Origin of the sequence: Weizmannia sp. FSL K6-3076 (genome assembly GCF_038007245.1) — a bacterium.
In the GTDB taxonomy this organism is placed as follows: domain Bacteria; phylum Bacillota; class Bacilli; order Bacillales; family Bacillaceae_C; genus Weizmannia; species Weizmannia faecalis.
In genome coordinates, this window is record NZ_JBBOWU010000001.1 from 2697926 (window position 1) to 2713393 (window position 15468).

At 48.0% G+C, this 15468-nt stretch carries 11 protein-coding genes; 2 read left to right on the forward strand and 9 right to left on the reverse strand.

Annotation, left to right across the window (positions count from 1 at the left end; all coding sequences use genetic code 11):
• The first annotated feature begins 63 nt into the window (after positions 1-63).
• Positions 64-2961 carry a YhgE/Pip domain-containing protein gene (locus tag NSS95_RS12955; protein WP_340713948.1) on the forward strand — a complete coding sequence of 966 codons (2898 nt, stop codon included), beginning with the start codon at positions 64-66 and terminating at the stop codon, positions 2959-2961.
• A gap of 343 nt (positions 2962-3304) precedes the next feature.
• Here NSS95_RS12955 and NSS95_RS12960 read toward each other — a convergent pair whose 3' ends face one another.
• The 6 genes from NSS95_RS12960 to NSS95_RS12985 form a co-directional block, all read right to left on the reverse strand.
• Positions 3305-4600 (reverse strand): TIGR02679 family protein, encoded by a 1296-nt coding sequence (locus NSS95_RS12960; RefSeq protein ID WP_340713949.1) that lies wholly within the window; start codon positions 4598-4600, stop codon positions 3305-3307.
• Between the two features lie 129 nt (positions 4601-4729).
• A complete protein-coding gene (locus NSS95_RS12965) occupies positions 4730-8842 on the reverse strand; it encodes a TIGR02680 family protein (protein ID WP_340713950.1) in 4113 nt (1370 codons plus the stop codon).
• Positions 8839-10002 carry a TIGR02678 family protein gene (locus tag NSS95_RS12970; protein ID WP_340713951.1) on the reverse strand — a complete coding sequence of 388 codons (1164 nt, stop codon included), beginning with the start codon at positions 10000-10002 and terminating at the stop codon, positions 8839-8841. The genes NSS95_RS12965 and NSS95_RS12970 overlap by 4 nt, the downstream gene beginning before the upstream one ends.
• Positions 10002-10127, reverse strand: coding sequence for a hypothetical protein (locus NSS95_RS12975; RefSeq protein WP_257677550.1), 126 nt, complete (start codon positions 10125-10127; stop codon positions 10002-10004). Before NSS95_RS12975 ends, NSS95_RS12970 begins: the two co-directional genes overlap by 1 nt.
• Positions 10127-11617 (reverse strand): TIGR02677 family protein, encoded by a 1491-nt coding sequence (locus tag NSS95_RS12980; protein WP_340713952.1) that lies wholly within the window; start codon positions 11615-11617, stop codon positions 10127-10129. The genes NSS95_RS12975 and NSS95_RS12980 overlap by 1 nt, the downstream gene beginning before the upstream one ends.
• Positions 11618-12039: 422 nt before the next feature.
• A complete protein-coding gene (locus NSS95_RS12985; protein ID WP_014095882.1) occupies positions 12040-13158 on the reverse strand; it encodes an RNA-guided endonuclease InsQ/TnpB family protein in 1119 nt (372 codons plus the stop codon).
• An 87-nt stretch (positions 13159-13245) separates the two neighbouring features.
• Here NSS95_RS12985 and NSS95_RS12990 point away from each other — a divergent pair, with 87 nt between their 5' ends.
• On the forward strand, positions 13246-13386 hold the full coding sequence (locus NSS95_RS12990) for a hypothetical protein (protein ID WP_013858507.1): 141 nt from the start codon (positions 13246-13248) through the stop codon (positions 13384-13386).
• Positions 13387-13804: 418 nt separating this feature from the next.
• Here the strand turns inward: NSS95_RS12990 and NSS95_RS12995 are convergent, their stop codons facing one another.
• Genes NSS95_RS12995 through NSS95_RS13005 form a run of 3 tightly spaced genes read right to left on the reverse strand, consistent with a single transcriptional unit; the run spans position 13805 to position 15358 of the window.
• The gene (locus tag NSS95_RS12995) at positions 13805-14647 is read right to left on the reverse strand and encodes a DUF817 domain-containing protein (protein ID WP_258921135.1); all 843 of its coding nucleotides are present in this window, start codon (positions 14645-14647) and stop codon (positions 13805-13807) included.
• Between the two features lie 2 nt (positions 14648-14649).
• A complete protein-coding gene (locus NSS95_RS13000; protein WP_017554817.1) occupies positions 14650-14865 on the reverse strand; it encodes a helix-turn-helix domain-containing protein in 216 nt (71 codons plus the stop codon).
• Between the two features lie 10 nt (positions 14866-14875).
• The gene (locus tag NSS95_RS13005; protein ID WP_061565000.1) at positions 14876-15358 is read right to left on the reverse strand and encodes a DUF2975 domain-containing protein; all 483 of its coding nucleotides are present in this window, start codon (positions 15356-15358) and stop codon (positions 14876-14878) included.
• Positions 15359-15468 lie beyond the last annotated feature (110 nt).

Consider the following 15468-nt stretch of genomic DNA (forward strand, 5'->3'; position numbering starts at 1 on the left):
GATTTTTTTACCCAAAAATGACTCGATGACCAATTTAGTCATCTGTTTACGGAGGCATTCAAAATGAATGGCTATACTTTATTTGGAAAAGAACTGAAACAAATCATTCGCCAACCGAAAATCCTGATTCCGCTCATTGCCGTCATTTTGGCGCCGGTCCTGTATGCCGGCATGTTTCTCTGGGCGTTTAAAGATCCGTATGCCAAAATGGACCAGCTGCCGGTTGCGGTCGTCAACCAGGACCAAGGCGCAAAAATGGATGGACAGCAGCTTACACTCGGAAAAGATCTGGTCTCAAACTTAAAGAAAAGCGACGCCTTTGATTTTCATTTTGTATCGGAACAGCATGCAATGGACGGGCTTCGTAACCGCCAATACTATATGGTGATCAAAATTCCGGAAAGTTTCTCAAATAACGCCACCACTTTATTGGACAAAAATCCGGAAAAACTCCAGCTTCAGTACATGCCAAATGACAGCTACAACTTCCTGTCCAGCCAGATTGGCGAAACGGCTATGCGGAAAGTAAAAGAAAAAATGGCGGACGAAATTTCAAAAACGTATGCGGAATCGGTTTTTCAAACGGTCGAAAAAATGGCGGGCGGTTTTAAAACCGCAAGTACCGGAGCCGCCAAACTCAACGAGGGCGCCGGCAAACTTGATAACGGCGTCACGGTGTTAAAACAAGGGTCGGGGCGGTTGCTTTTTGGGGCTGCTTCATTGCAAAATGGCAGCACAAAAGTACACAACGGGGCGCTGGCAGTAAACTCTGGCGCAGCCGCTTTAAACAAAGGAATGCCCGTTCTCCAGGCAGGCATTGTAAAAACCGGGGACGGCGCGCAAAAATTGAATGTTGGGGCAGGACGGCTTTATGCCGGCGCAGTTTCGTTAAACAACGGAACGGCACAAGCCAATACCGGCGCAAAAACTTTGAAAGCAAATCTTGAAAAGCTGACATCCGGTTCCATTACTTTTACAAAAGGCCTTTCCGACGCAGCTTCAGGCGCTGAAAAACTGGCATCCGGCACATCCGATTTGAGTACCGGCCTGAACCAGCTTTCGACAACAGGCAGCCATTCTTTATTGGCGGGCGCTCTAAAACTGCAAAAAGGCGCGGGCGATCTTGAATCCGGAAGCAGCCTGTTAACATCCAAGCTGAAAGAAGCGGAAACAGCCATACCGGCAAAGCTCAATGCAGGCATTACGCAAATGAAAACAGAATTGCCGGGCAAAGTCGCAGAAGACGTTTCCGCCGAACTCAATAAGAGCGTCGGGCAAATCGGGAGCGGGCTGACAGCCGCGCAATCCCAAATCAGCAGTACAATGGCCGCACAAATTGCCGATTCGGTGACGGAAGAACAAATCAAACAAACAGACGAACTTGTGGAAACGATGGGAAAACAGGCAAACCTGCCCGATGCGCAAATCGCGCAAATGAAGAAGGAAGCTGAAAATCGTATCCAAATCGGGAAACAAGACGTGCAGGACAACTTGCAGAAACAAATCAACGCCGGGTTAAGCGATCCATTTAACCGGATCAAACAAAAAGCCCAAGCTGCGGTTCCTTCTGAAGATGCGATTGCGGCAAGCATTTCAAGCCAAACGGATCCGGCTTTTGACCAGCTTTCAGCGGGCATTTCAGAGCCGAACGCCAATATTGAAAATGACAAAGATCCTCACACGGTCAAAAGCAGCTTGCACCAACTTTACGCAGGCGCCGCGAAGTTAAATAACGGGATTGCGGATTTAAATGCCGGTGAACAGACCTATATTACCGGTTTGCAGAACCAGTTCATCCCGAATTTGCAAAAAGCAAATGACGGGGCAGCCGGCCTCCAAACAGGCGCGGAAAAACTGGCAAACGGCCTGAAACAGATCAACAGTGGGGCAGGAACCCTTGCCGCAGGGGCAGGAAAGCTGGCAGACGGTTCAGCAGCGCTCGCAGAAGGCACAAACAAGCTGCAATCCGGCTCTTCACAGCTTGTAAACGGCTCTTTTGCTTTGAAAAACGGGACCGGTTCTCTTGTTTCCGGCACAAACAAGCTGCAGTCCGGTTCAGCGCGGCTCACAGCAGGCGCAGAAAAACTTGCAAACGGCACCGGCCAGCTCGCATCGGGAACCGGGCAGCTTGCATCCGGATCCGGACAGCTCGCATCCGGCATAAAAGAGCTGAACGGCGGTTCCGGGCGTTTGTCTGACGGGACAAAACAATTAAAGAACGGGACGGCGGAACTGAAAAACAAACTGGGCGATGCCGCCAAAACGGCAAGCAAGATCCAGGCAAATAACAAAACGTACAACATGATGGCCGATCCGGTCAGCCTTCATACCACCCATTACGACAGGGTGCCCAATTACGGTACCGGCTTTACGCCGTACTTCTTATCCCTTGGGCTCTTTATCGGGGCACTGATTTTGACAATCGTCTACCCGCTCGTTGAATCAGCAGGCATCCCGAAAAACGGCATCAGCTGGTTTTTCAGCAAATTGGGCGTACTCCTGATTGTCAGCATCCTGCAATCGGTCATTGCAGATGTGATCATCCTTTCGGGTGTCGGCATTCATGTAAAAAATGTGCCATTGTTTCTATTGTTCTCGGTATTAACAAGCTTTACCTTTATGGCGCTGATTCAATTTTTGGTGACGTTTTTGCAAAATCCTGGTAGATTCCTTGCCATTGTTATTTTAATCCTGCAGCTGACGAGCAGCGCCGGGACTTTTCCATTGGAAGTCATTCCGAAATTCATCCAATGGTTTAACCCGCTGTTACCGATGACCTACAGCGTGCGCGGATTTAAAGCGGTTGTTTCCAGCGGAGAGATGGGTGTGATGTGGCAAAACGCCGGCATCCTGCTGATTTATATCGCAGCTGCCGAAATCCTCACCCTGCTGTACTTTGTCATCCGTTACCGCCGCCAGTACGGGCCGCTGCACGAACATGCAGTAGCAAAAGAAGTTTAAAAAGATGCCGGGCGCGGGGATTCCTCCGGCCGGCTCATAACAGATTTAACAGGCTGCCCGGTGAAATGGCCGGGCAGCCTTTTTTCCAGCCCGCTCCGATTCCGGAAGCAATCTGTTGATTCTTTTAGATACCGCTGGTTTTCGGGGCGTGCTGCCAATTTTTTGGATAAGCTTGCTGTTTTTCAGTATTCCTTCACGTAGAACGCTCGATGTGAAGAAAGGCTGGGGCTTTTGCCGGGTTTATTCACGTATGGACTCTCTGCGTGAAGGAATCAATGCCTTTTTTCCCGGATATTTTAACACAGGGGCGTTCTATGCGAAGCATCCGAATTTCCGGCCCATGTCATATCTCTTTTCCGCCCGCCCATCTTTTTTTCAAATCTTCTACAAGCAAATCGGCAAGGCCTTCCTGGTACCCCGCTTTTTTCTTCAACCGCATTTCATTTGCCACTAAAAGCAGCTCAGGGGATTGAACCGCATCCAGCTTGGAAAGCCGGGCGGATATATCCTCTTCCGACAGAACCCGCAAGTATGCATCCGGGTCCATCCGCCAAAATACCGTTTGCCCGGGAAAACGGTTGCTGAGGCGCTCCGCCATGGCAACGCCTTCCGGATCGAGATCGCTCGAATAATAAAAAGTACACCCGTTTTCCGCAAGACGCTGCAGCATGATCCAGGCAGCAGTGCGGAACTGGCCGTGCGTGCAAATCACAGGCGCATCGGGCACTTCATCAAGCACGGCCGAAGCCACGCCGGAATTCTCAATGATCCAGACTTTTTTTCCCACCCGCGGCCAAATGTTCGTTAGCTGCAATAATTCTTTCACCGGGACATTCATGACCGTCCCTAGAGCAGCTGCTTCTCGCCAGACCGGGTGCAGGCCGTTTTCCGTTTCCGCCAAAAATGCGCGGCACGTCACAAAACTCCATAAGTCATCCCGCATCAGCCCGGCATTTGCGTACAGTTCGTTCAATTCTTCCGTCGTTTTCGGCATCTCTTCGATCAGCCCTTTCAACAATTGGCTGGTGAACAAACAATGGACAAAGAGCCTGCCTTCGAAACGGTTCTGGTCAAAAAAATGCGGGTTCCCTGTCACACGCTGGGAAAAAAACGGAATTCGTTCATATTTCCCTTCTTCCGGCAGCATTGTGGAAGCTTTCAAAACGGTTGTGAGCTGTGCGGACAACGTATCCGGATCCTGCTTGTACGCATGCCAGATAAAACGCGTGTCAGCCGTTTTACCGGCAATCCGGCACCACCACCAGTTTCCGCCCGGCATCGTCTCCGCCAGCCGCGCTAAAAACTGTTCCTCTTTCTTTTTCTCTATTTCCTCCTCTTCCGCTTTGGAAAGAATTTTTTCCTTTAAAACCGCTTCAAGCAGCTCAACCAGGGTGTACTTGCCGAAAACAGTCGGCGCCAGCGCCTTTTCAAATGCCCGCAGCGAAATTTTGTTTTTCTCTCTGAGCAAATCAGGGGACGTGCCGGCAAGACCTGCAATCGCCTCCAGTTCAGTGCGCGTAAAACCGGCAATACTGACGGTTCCCCCGATATGGCCAAGCGAACGGTATTTTTCTTTAAAAAGGCGGAACAGTTTCATCATCCCCGGTTCCTTCCTTAACAGATCGATCGCATCATTCATCCTTCCCAACTCCTTTTCACAAGCTCTCTCCCGACATCTTGTTTCCCGATTCCGGAACCTCTTTTACACCGGTCAAAAGAAGCCGGAATGGTTTTCCATCCCGGCCGCACACTGACAAGTCTATGCTTTTCAAAGCCGGTCCGGAGCTCCCGCCAATGCTTCTTCCGGTTTTTCCACTATCGACCGTTTATGCCCGTCCCACCGGTAACGGATCACGGTGACAAAATTGGCGTTTTTCGGGCGGACAAGCTCGCAAATGGCAAGGCTGGAAATGGTGTCATAGTCGCCCCAGAGCGCCTGCGAATTCATGATATAATTGAACCCGAGCTGCTCGACGACTTCGAACATGTCGCGGATATTGTTTTCATCCACCCCGGCAAACGCTTCGTCCAGCGAAATGATATACGGCGCCATACTTCCTGCCTCCAAATAGCGCGAATATGCTGCGGTAAAAAGCGGAATATACATGGCCATCGCTTTTTCCCCGCCGCTGAATTTGAAAAATGCAGTATTGCTCAGCTCGCGTTTCGGCTCGCCGGCACGTTTGTATGACAGCACGAATTGGAACCATTTCCGGTAATCGAGCACTTCTTTTAAAACTTGATGGAGCGTCGACCCTTCATTGCGGATTTCAATCAGTTCTTTGGCAGCCGCAATCCGTGAGCGGAAGTGTTTTGTAATCCGGTTTAAATCGTCCTCGTTTAAAAACTTGCTGTTGCGCTGCAGCAACGCGACAAGATCTTTCGTATCGAGCTCGTCTTCGGACTCCGCCGTCTTTTCCTTCCAGGCAATCGAAAAAGTAAGCCCGGACGAATTATCCCGGTTTCTCATAATTGCGTCCATTTCTTTCACCCACTTGGCTGCCCGCTGGATCCGGTTCCGCAGGATGACGCCGACCGTATTGACGATAATATCCTCATACAGCCTTCTGTCCTGCTCATCCAAATAACTTTGCAAGTTTAAAAGTTCTTTTTCAAGAGACTCAAGTACCGTATACGGGCTCACCCTGCGGCCGCGGTATTCCATCTGGATGAGGCGGCGGCCCCGCAAACCTTCCCATTCCTTTTTGAACGTTTCGTAATAGTCATCGAGTTTTTCAGCGAACCATTCTGGCGGATCCGCTTCTTTTGTAAACTCGGACATGCGGTACTCTGTTAAATTCGACTGTTCGTTGAAAAAAATTTTTGTCAGGTTTTCATTTAATTTTGCGCGGTCATATTTTTCCAGCACGCCGGAAAACGCCGCCAAAATGCTTTCCGGTTCCGTATCTCCGCTTTCCACGAAGCCGAGTGAAAGCTCTTCTTTTACGAGTTTCTCCCATTCCGCGGCCATATTTGCCCAAAATGTGGCGCGCGTTTTCGCAAGAGACAAATCGGCTATGCACTTTTCAAGTTCTGCTTCTTTTTTCGGCTTCGTTTCGTAAATATCCCTGATTTTTTCGTCCGTACTTGCATATTCATGCTGGACTGCCTGAATCCGGGCGCGGACCTCATCAATGCCTTGCAATTTCAGCTGCTGCTCAATCGCTTCGATATCTGCCGCTGTTTTCTCCCATTCTGACCGGCGGACGTTCTCTTCACCGCGAATTTCATCAAGTTCCTGCTCTTTCTCAAGGATGTCCGCAGCAAGGCGCGCGAGCATTTTGCGCCTGGAAAACAACCGTTGAAAAGTGAGCTCCAGGCTGTGAAGATGTTCTTCATAACTTTTCGCAGCAGCCAGCGCTTCATCGAGCGGGCCGCTTTGAAGTGCAAGATTCAGGCCGGCCCCTTGCTCATGCAATTGCAGCCGGATGTTTTGCAAATCCTGGTATACTTGTTTCCATTCGCGGTCGATGTCGCTCAGAAATTCCTGTTCCTGCTTCAGGCTACGCGCCGTTTTTTCCATCTGTTCTTCAATGTCACGCAAATCTTTGTCATCCGGAATGCCTGCTTTCCACGCTTCTGCTTCCTGTACTTTGCCGGCCCAGTCTGAAAGGCGGCTTTCCATTTGCAAAAGGGCGAGGCGGATTTCAGCAATCTTTTGCTCTGTTTCTTTGATTTTTTCCTGCTGGTACCGTTTCCGGGACGTTCTGCCGATAAATTTGGAAGGCCCTTCATCCGGGGCATGCCCAACGAGGCAGCCGATTGAAAAAGAGCCATCCGCGTCAATGTGAAAACCGCTGTCCGACGGTTCAAGCGGAATGCTGCGCAGCACTTCGTCAATGCGCGCGGCTGATACCGGGCTATCGTCACCCGGATCCGGCTTTAAGTAATCGGCAAGCGTGTACCCTAAAATGTGCGGGTTCGGTCGGATGACCCGGTCGTGGACAGGCGTAACCGGCTCTTCCGTAATCAGGCTGTCCAAAATCCCCGTCTGCCGGAGTGCCGCTTCAATTCTGGCTTTTTGGGCATCGGTCACATGATCGCGGAATTCCACCGCGGCATAAAAGGGGAGATAGCGTTTCCCTGATTCATGGAGACGCGCACGGAAAGCCTCCGTATCTGCGGGGCGTTCCGGGTTGGCAAGTTTCAAGTTTTGCCAATACACAAGCGTTTCTTCGGCTTCGGCCAATTCCTGTTCTTTCGCCTTTTGTTCCTGCTCCGCGCGTGAAATTTCTGTCCGCACTTGCAAAATATAATCATTTGCCGCGTCCACAATTTCTTCCCTGACCGCTTCATAACGGTTTTCTTCGTACAGCCCGTCCAGCGCGCCGGCAATACGCCGGAGCCGCTCGTCTGTAAAAGAGAGGGCCGGATGCTGTTCAATCCACAAAAACACGGCATCTTCCAGCTCCTGCTTTTGTTCGGTAAACCAGTTTTCCAAATGGTCGAGTTGTTTGCGGAGTTCGTCAATTTCCTGCTTTTTGGCAGATGACTGGCGCTGCAGTTTCAGATGCGCTTCGTGAAGCCGCTCCGCTTCTCCGGCCAGTTGCCGCAGCTTTTGCAAAAGTCCGCTGTGCTGTTTAGTTTCCCGCTTCCAAACCGAAAAATCAAAAGCTTCCCCCTCATGCCGCGAAAAATCCCCGGCGTTTATCCCGTGCCCGGTAAAAGCTGCATCCCCGGCATCCAGTGCCAGTTCATCCAGTGTCTCCTGCATACTGGATTCATCCTTGCTGTTTTCTGTTTCCAACCGGTCCTGCTCCAGGCGGATGTCCAAAAGCTGGCTTTTCTTTGCTTCCCACTTTTTCTCCAGATCCGCTACTTCACTTTTTAACTTTTCAGCCCTGGCCTGTTTCTCCCCTTTTTCTTTCTCAAGGCGCCAAACTTCATGGTGCTGCAGCCGTTCCTGTTCTGCTTTTAAAACGTCGCGTTTTTGTTCGTAATGCTTTTTCTCTTCTTCCAGGTTTTCAATCACGCCGCGCAGTGATTCAGAGCGGGTTTCTAACGTGCTGGCGTCCTGCTTGGCGTCCTGCAGCCTGCTTTCGGCCTCCCGCCATTTTTGGGCGCGTTCCGCTAAAATATATTGATTGTAAAGATCGTATTGGCGCACCAGTTTCTTTGCCGATTCGTGCTCCCGTTCAAGCTGCTCAAGCTGCTGCTCCGTTTCGTCCATGCTTTCAATCGTGTCAGACAAATGACGGAGCTCGTCATCCGTCAAAGGCGGCAGCGCGGACTCGAGGATTTCATAAATGACCGTCGGCTTGAAATCTTTTGACAGTTTCGGGCTTCTCAGCTGAATCAAAAGCTTGATTAAATCTTCAAAGGCTTCCATCGACTGAAAACCGAAAATATATTTGTTCACCAGTTCCATATATTCTTTCTGCGAGTGGACGAGATACCCCCCGGACCCGATCCGGTTTTCAAGCTCTTTTGCAGACAACGGGATCCGCTCTGACTGGCGGGTGTGCGCCAGTTCAAAATCGTAGCCGATCCTGCGGTTGTCGGTCAGGACGAAATACCATGATTTTAACGTTTTATGCCGCTTTGCCTGCATGCCGATGCCCGTTGTGATATACTGTTTTGTCCCCTGCTTTTGGTATTCCAGAAACAAGTAGCCGGTCCGCTCGTCATGGCCGGACACTTCCTTTTCCCCAAGCAGGTAATCTTCCATCTTCCTTGCTTTTGACCCGAACGGATCAAGCCGGTCAGGCGTCTTTTTTCCGTCCAGCAAAACCGGCAAAATGCTTTGCATCGTCACCGATTTCCCCGAACCGTTTGTGCCGCGCAACAACAGCTTTCCGTCCGCAAATTCAAAAATTTCATCGTCATAATACCAAAAATTTAACAGGCCGGCGCGGTTCATCACCCATTTTCCTTCTGTCACGGTTGCTCAACCCCTTTCTCAAAATCAGCTGGATACTCGCCTGCAAGCACGCCCAACAGCGGTTTTATCCGGATCAGCCCCGCCGCTTCATCCGTTTCCGCCATCATCCATTCTTTCATCGTTTCGACCAATTCCGCACATACCGCCTTTGTGCCGGCGTCCCGGAAACGTTTCGGCCATCCGCGTTCGAGGCGGGAGCGCATCTCGTCAATGACCGCTTCAAATTCGCCTTCCGTAAGCAAAATTTCCCCCGCTTCATTCGGAACGTATTTTTCCGGGTGGTCATGCAGCGTCTTTGACAACTGCAGCATCAGATCCGTAGAACCTTTTGCATTCGGGTAAACATGGTGGTAACTCCGCGGTTCTGCGGCAGATAAAAAGGCTGTGTTTTTAAAAACATGGAGCTTATAACGGCTGTGTTCTTCAATGTCCTCAAAAAGCCGGTTGCGGAAATTGCGGATATAAAGAAAATCGGGGTCCTGCGTATCTTTCCGGTGCAGGCCGGGGGAGAAAAACAATTTCCGGTACACCCGCTTGCGCCGTTCATCTTCCTGATTCTGTTTCCAGTCTTCTTCAAGGAGCCCGGTCCAGTCCGCATAACTTGTAAAATCATCCGGAAAGCTTCTTAGAAAATAGCGGCTGTAAACGGTCGCTTCATATAGGACTTCCTGGTCTTCGTAAGTGTCAAACCTGGAAATATCGCCGTCTATTGTCCGGATCAGATGGAATTCCATCAGTGCCTGGACCGCCCGGATGAGCGACTTCCGGTGAAGATAAAGCGTCCAGTCCAGCTCATCTTCCACAGGATAATCGTTTTGGATCTCCTGGCACATCTCCGACAAGAGGAACTGTTCATCCACCGCTTTTCCTTCCAGAAAAGAAAGCGCGCAGCAAAAAATCGCATAATCCATCGGCTCCTGAAAATGCGGGATGCCCATCCAGCTTTCCGGTTCCACCGGGATTTTTTCAAGCTTGATAAAATGCTGGTGGATGATCAGCCTGAGCCCGAATTTCTCGCTGATGTAACGGCGCAGCACTTTTTCGCGCTCGCGGATGAGCTGGTACCAGTCCGGGTGCTCAGACCGCAAAATCCAGTAATGATGGAATAACAGGTCCATCCCCTGCACCGCTTTTTCATCAAAAACTTGTAACGGATCCATCAGCGTTCTCCTCCTGACAGTTCAAATATGGCATCCGGTGCCATCCCCGTGCCCATCAGTTCGCCGCGGATAAACCGGGCTATCCCCTGTACTCCTTTTTCAGCCAAAATATGTACCGGGTTCATCAGCGCTCTCCTCCCGATAATTCAAATACGGCATCCGGCATGATCAGTTTCCCGTCTTCTGCATCCAGTGTGATGATCCGATCCGGGTCAATCGCAACTTTTACGGACATCCCGTAATCCGTTTTTACTTCATGGTTTTTCGCTGCCATCGATTTTCCGATCCAGACGAGCAGCACTTTCCGGACAAACGGCTCCACTTTCCCGATTTCAGCAAGGCGAATCTCCCCGTTTTTCATATATTTTTCAATCAGCTGCTTTTCCTGTTCGCGCTCTTTTAAATAGGCGAGCCGCTGCTTTTCTTTCTGCTCATGGTTAGAACGGAAAGCGCCCGGCTTTGTTTTCTCGCGGTACCGGTTCGTTCGCGGCTTGATTTCCCGCATCTCCGGCTGTTCTTCCCATGTCTCGGCATGAAGATTGTCCGTTGTCGCCTCCTCCAGGTGCAAATGCCGTACCGTCATCGTCCCGAACACGACGGATGACAATTGATGGGCCTCTTCCAAACTATGGCACCCGGCAAACCATTTGGAAAGGTGCAAATAATCTTTTTTCCGGCTCCGGAAATGTTGCTGGCGTTCACTGATCCGCTGAACATAACGGGCCATCCTCCGGATCATTTCATTTGTCTGCATCTGCAGCATTTCCAGTTCACTTTGGGAGGAGCTGGCCCCAAGAAACCACCGCCGCAAAGACTCCCAGTATTCCCGGAATTCTTCCAGCCATTCTTGTCCGGAAGCAGCCGTATCTTCCAAGCGGGGAATTTGGCGCCTGTGTTCCACGAGTTTTTCAAAAAGCGGCGCCAATATATGCGTATCCAGTTCCCGCAACCTTTCCCGGATTTGCAGCGATGTTTTTTGCAACGAGACGATAAAATCACGCAAATAAGCCGTGAATTGGTTTTTATATACGAGAAAGGCTTCCGTCTGCATCCGTTGTGATGTCTTTTCGCTATTGATATAGGCTATGTAATCCGCTGTATTTGTCCGGATGGTCCCGAAAAAGTGAAAAATGTCATCCCAAATGTGCATGTAGTGGGCTGCAGGTTTGTCCAACGGCTGTTTCAGTTCTTCTTCCAGTTTTGCCAAAGAGGCGAGCAGACGGTCAAATTGCGAACGTTCGAGCGATCCCTGGAACTGGTCCCCCAGTTTTTCAAGCTGGATCAGCATCCGCTCGATTTCCACTGTGTAAGGCGTACACTGGTAGCGGAATCTTTTTTTCTTATATTCTTCGATGGTTTTGGCATTTGTCATATCCTGGCGGGCAACCAGGTTATTCCATTTTACCAGCTGGGCCAACTGCTGGTGCAGCTGTTCTTCTTCATAATCGTGAAAAGCCGGGAGCGAGCGCAAATATTCGAGCACTTCCTCCGGCGAAATAAAGTCGCGCATCCTTTCATGCTGCCTGTAAAAGAAGCGCAAAATCACGCGGTACTGGGCAGCAGAATCCGCCGTCAGATAACTCGCTTCGACAACTTTCTTCATGATCTGGTCCATTCGTTTCACCACGTTTTGGTCGTATTACTTCTATTGTATAAGATTTGCAGGAATTTTGACATGGAAAATATGTTTTTGCAAGTTTGGAGCGGGCTGAGCCTTTCGTGCACATGTACTTTTTATGCGGGAACAGCAAAGGCTGCCGGTAAAATTTCGGCAGCCTTTTAGGTTACAGACACCTTTCCCCTGTTGATTTTCCTCACCACCGCAATGATGAGCCTGCAAATGAAAAATTTGCCCATCATACTGAAAAAAGAATGATACCATGTCCACCCTTTCTTCTGGATTTTATGGCTGGTGAACTACCCACCACTTATCAACCTTACGGTTTGATTGAAGTGGGGGCTTCTCGACTTATCGTTGCTTTTACTAGCCAACGAAAACTGACCGAGCTAACCCTCTTGTTCCAAGAGTTTTGTTACTTATGATAACGCTAATAAGCGTAATCCCTCATTTTTGATATTGATTGCTGAATTGTGATCGCGATCTAATACAAAGCCGCAAGAACATTTATATACACGTTCAGATAATGGCATTTCTTTTTCCTTGCCGCAACATGAACACTTCTTAGTGGAGGGAAACCACTTATCAATTTTCACAAGTTGTTTCCCCTGTTCTTTTAGCTTATACGCTAAGAAAGTAGTGAACATACCCCAGCCGTTATCATGAACGCTTTTCCCAAAGTGAAGGGCTTGAGACATCCCTTTCATGTTCAAGTCCTCAATCACGACAGCATCAAAGTTAGAAGCTAATTCTTTTGACTTATGATGAAGAAAATTCATGCGTTGGTTCGCCACTTTCTCATGTAATTTAGCCACTACTAGTCGTTGCTTGTTCCAACGTGCAGAACCTTTCTTTCTTCGAGAAAGAATTCGTTGTGCTTTTGCTAATTTATCTAAGGCTTGCCGATAGTAACGTGGGTAATTGGCTTTCTTACCCTGTTCACTCTCGACATATAGACCATCCATAGCAAAATCCAAACCAACAACTTTCTGTATTTTAACTGGACGAATATCTTTCTCATATTCTGTCAAAATTGAAATGTAGTATTTGCCTGTCTTTGTTTTAGAAATAGTGCAAGATTTGATTTTATAATCAGCAGGTATCTCTCTATGCTGTTTCATTTTTATTGGCTTTTTGATTTTTGGCAGTTTGATATGACCATTTTCTAGCTTAATATTTCCGTTGACCATATTAGTTGTATAGGATTGTTTTGCTTTACGATTTTTGAACTTTGGAAAATCCGCGTTTCCTTCAAAGAAATTCTTATAAGCAGTCTGTAAGTTCATTTGTGCATTTGCCAAAGCTAAAGAATCCACTTCTTTTAGGAATGGAAATTCACTTTTATATTTTGCAGGAGTCGGAAACTTTTGCTTTTTAAGCAATTCTTTATCATCCTTGAACTTTTCATACGTTTCTTTGCGTTCAGCTAACATCTTATTGTAGACAAAGCGAACACAACCAAATGTCTTAGCTAATAATGCGGATTGTTCTTTGTTTGGTAACAAACGAAACTTGAAAGCTTTGTTTTGCTTGGCCATATCAATTCACCTCACTTTGTGCGGAAAAATTTCGTATATATTGATTATATCGTAAAAAATCCGTACAATCAATATGAGGTGATAATCATGAGAGAAGAGAAAGAACGTGTAGAAATTCGTATGCCTAAGACGATATTAGAAAAATTGAAGCAATATCAAAAAGAAAATGGGATTCCAACTAGAACAGCCGCAATCTTAGAATTGTTGAGAAAAGGATTGGAAAAATAACTTTGGCTAAAGCCAACCGAAATTCATCTCCCACCTACTCATTGGTGCTATTCGCACCTTCACATTCCTTGAGGATGGGAGACTTCTTTCGGAAAGCCGTTAAAATTTTTATAAATAACCATGAAACAGGTTTATCATCTCGAGTTTAGGGAAAAAGAATAAAATTCACATGTTTATACATAATTCTTTCCACAGCTCTCTTTTCTGCCTTTATTTTACTTTCTATATTTATATCGGCAGAAGCGATGGTTTTTAAAGATGGATGGAAACCACAAATTTAACAATTTTGGTAAAGGCTAAAAGATGTCATGCTTGCATTTGTATGTTTAAAGCACAGCCGGCAATCCAGGAAAAAACGTCCCTGAAATCCGTTTAGAGGCACTTTGAAAATGGAATGAAGATTTTTTCATCAATTTTCTCAACCATCCCCCGCCTTTTTCCCGCCCGGCATATTTCCTTTTACCTGCTTCAATACCGCCACGATCAAAAAGCTGACAATCACAAGCAAGAGCCAGGAGCTTACTTTGCCGAAATGGACAGGGCTCCAGGTGCCGGCCTGATCCGGATATTGCCAAGCGCCAAAAAACGTTGCGATATTTTCAGCGATCCAAATGAAAAATCCGATCAGTACAAACGAGAGGGCAACCGGCATGCTGTAGCGGGTGCCGTTTACCATGTATGTAACCCGGGATTTCCAAAAAACAACGAGAACAAGCGCGGAAAGCCACCAGCGAATGTCGATCCAAAAATGGTGGGTAAAGAAATTCAAGTAAATAGCGGCAGCAAGCGGAAAAACAGCAAGAAACGGCGGCCATTTCACGAGCCCAACTTCAAGCCTCCGCCACGCCTGGCAAATGTAACTTGCGACGCTCGCATACATGAAGCCGCTGTACAATGGCACACCCAAAATTTTCACATACCCTTTTTCCGGATAAGACCAGGAACCCATATGAATTTTAAAAATTTCCAGTGCAAGCCCAATCAGGTGGAACAATGTAATAACCCTTAATTCGTCCACTGTTTCAAGCCGGGAATGCACCATCCACCATTGCATGAAAAGGCAAATGATGAGCAGCCAGTCATACCGTGGCAAAAATGGGAGCGGCACGATTTTTGTCAGCGCCAAAGACGCAAAAATCACAACAGGAAACAGGCAGGACAGGGCCTGCTCCCGGGCAAATGAGAGGAGTTGGATGAGCACCCGCTTCATTCGCAGCCTTGCCGTTTTTTTCTGAATATGCTTTTGAACGGTTGCCTCCATGGTCACTCCTCCTCTGTTCCCCGGTATTCCAAAATATCGCCGGGCTGGCATTCCAACGCCTTGCATATCGCGTCCAAAGTGGATAATCGGATCGCCTTTGCTTTCCCGTTTTTCAATATCGACAGATTGGCCATGGTAATGCCGACCCGCTCCGAAAGTTCCGTCACACTCATTTTCCTTTTTGCCAGCATGACATCAATATTGATGATGATCGCCATATTTTCCACCTCAGACCGTTAAATCATTTTCATTTTTCATTTCAATCGCTTCCTGCAAAAGCCTCTCAAGCACAGCGGCAAAGACGGTGATGACCGCTGATGCAAAAATAATGAAAAAACAAATGGCGAGAATCCCCGGGGCATCATCTCTATCCGCCATGAGATAAAAAAGCGGGCTGCCTGCCACGTACAACAGGCCGATCGCTGCGGCACAGGATTTAATTTTTTTCAGAGCTGTTACGGAATTTGCCGAAAAAGCAGTGTTTTTGTCTATCAAACCCAAGAGTATGAAAGCCTGGTACAATGCAAAGTAAAAAGGGAGTGCCGCCCCGTACATCACAAGCAGCACGAGAAATTCCATAAAAGCAAAATCCGGAACCAGGCGGGCTGCCAGTTTTCCGATTTCCGGTACCACAAAAATGCACAAAGCAAGTATCGGGATGCCAATCAAAATGACCGCCAGCCTTAAAAAGAGGGTTGATCCCCGTTTCATAAAAAAACACCTCACTGATGAATTGTCGTTTTGATTTTAGCACATGATTTATCGTTTTACAATAAATTGTTATTATATTTCAATGTATTTTTATCCTAATTCAATGTCTC

What these genes read in the sequence shown, in the direction of transcription:
- NSS95_RS12995 (WP_258921135.1), bottom strand. Translation starts at nt 14,647, where the DNA reads ATGGAGGCAACCGTTCAAAAGCATATTCAGAAAAAAACGGCAAGGCTG.
- NSS95_RS13000 (WP_017554817.1), bottom strand. Translation starts at nt 14,865, where the DNA reads ATGGCGATCATCATCAATATTGATGTCATGCTGGCAAAAAGGAAAATG.
- NSS95_RS13005 (WP_061565000.1), bottom strand. Translation starts at nt 15,358, where the DNA reads ATGAAACGGGGATCAACCCTCTTTTTAAGGCTGGCGGTCATTTTGATT.
- NSS95_RS12970 (WP_340713951.1), bottom strand. Translation starts at nt 10,002, where the DNA reads ATGGATCCGTTACAAGTTTTTGATGAAAAAGCGGTGCAGGGGATGGAC.
- NSS95_RS12990 (WP_013858507.1), top strand. Translation starts at nt 13,246, where the DNA reads ATGAGAGAAGAGAAAGAACGTGTAGAAATTCGTATGCCTAAGACGATA.
- NSS95_RS12975 (WP_257677550.1), bottom strand. Translation starts at nt 10,127, where the DNA reads ATGAACCCGGTACATATTTTGGCTGAAAAAGGAGTACAGGGGATAGCC.
- NSS95_RS12955 (WP_340713948.1), top strand. Translation starts at nt 64, where the DNA reads ATGAATGGCTATACTTTATTTGGAAAAGAACTGAAACAAATCATTCGC.
- NSS95_RS12960 (WP_340713949.1), bottom strand. Translation starts at nt 4,600, where the DNA reads ATGAATGATGCGATCGATCTGTTAAGGAAGGAACCGGGGATGATGAAA.
- NSS95_RS12980 (WP_340713952.1), bottom strand. Translation starts at nt 11,617, where the DNA reads ATGGACCAGATCATGAAGAAAGTTGTCGAAGCGAGTTATCTGACGGCG.
- NSS95_RS12985 (WP_014095882.1), bottom strand. Translation starts at nt 13,158, where the DNA reads ATGGCCAAGCAAAACAAAGCTTTCAAGTTTCGTTTGTTACCAAACAAA.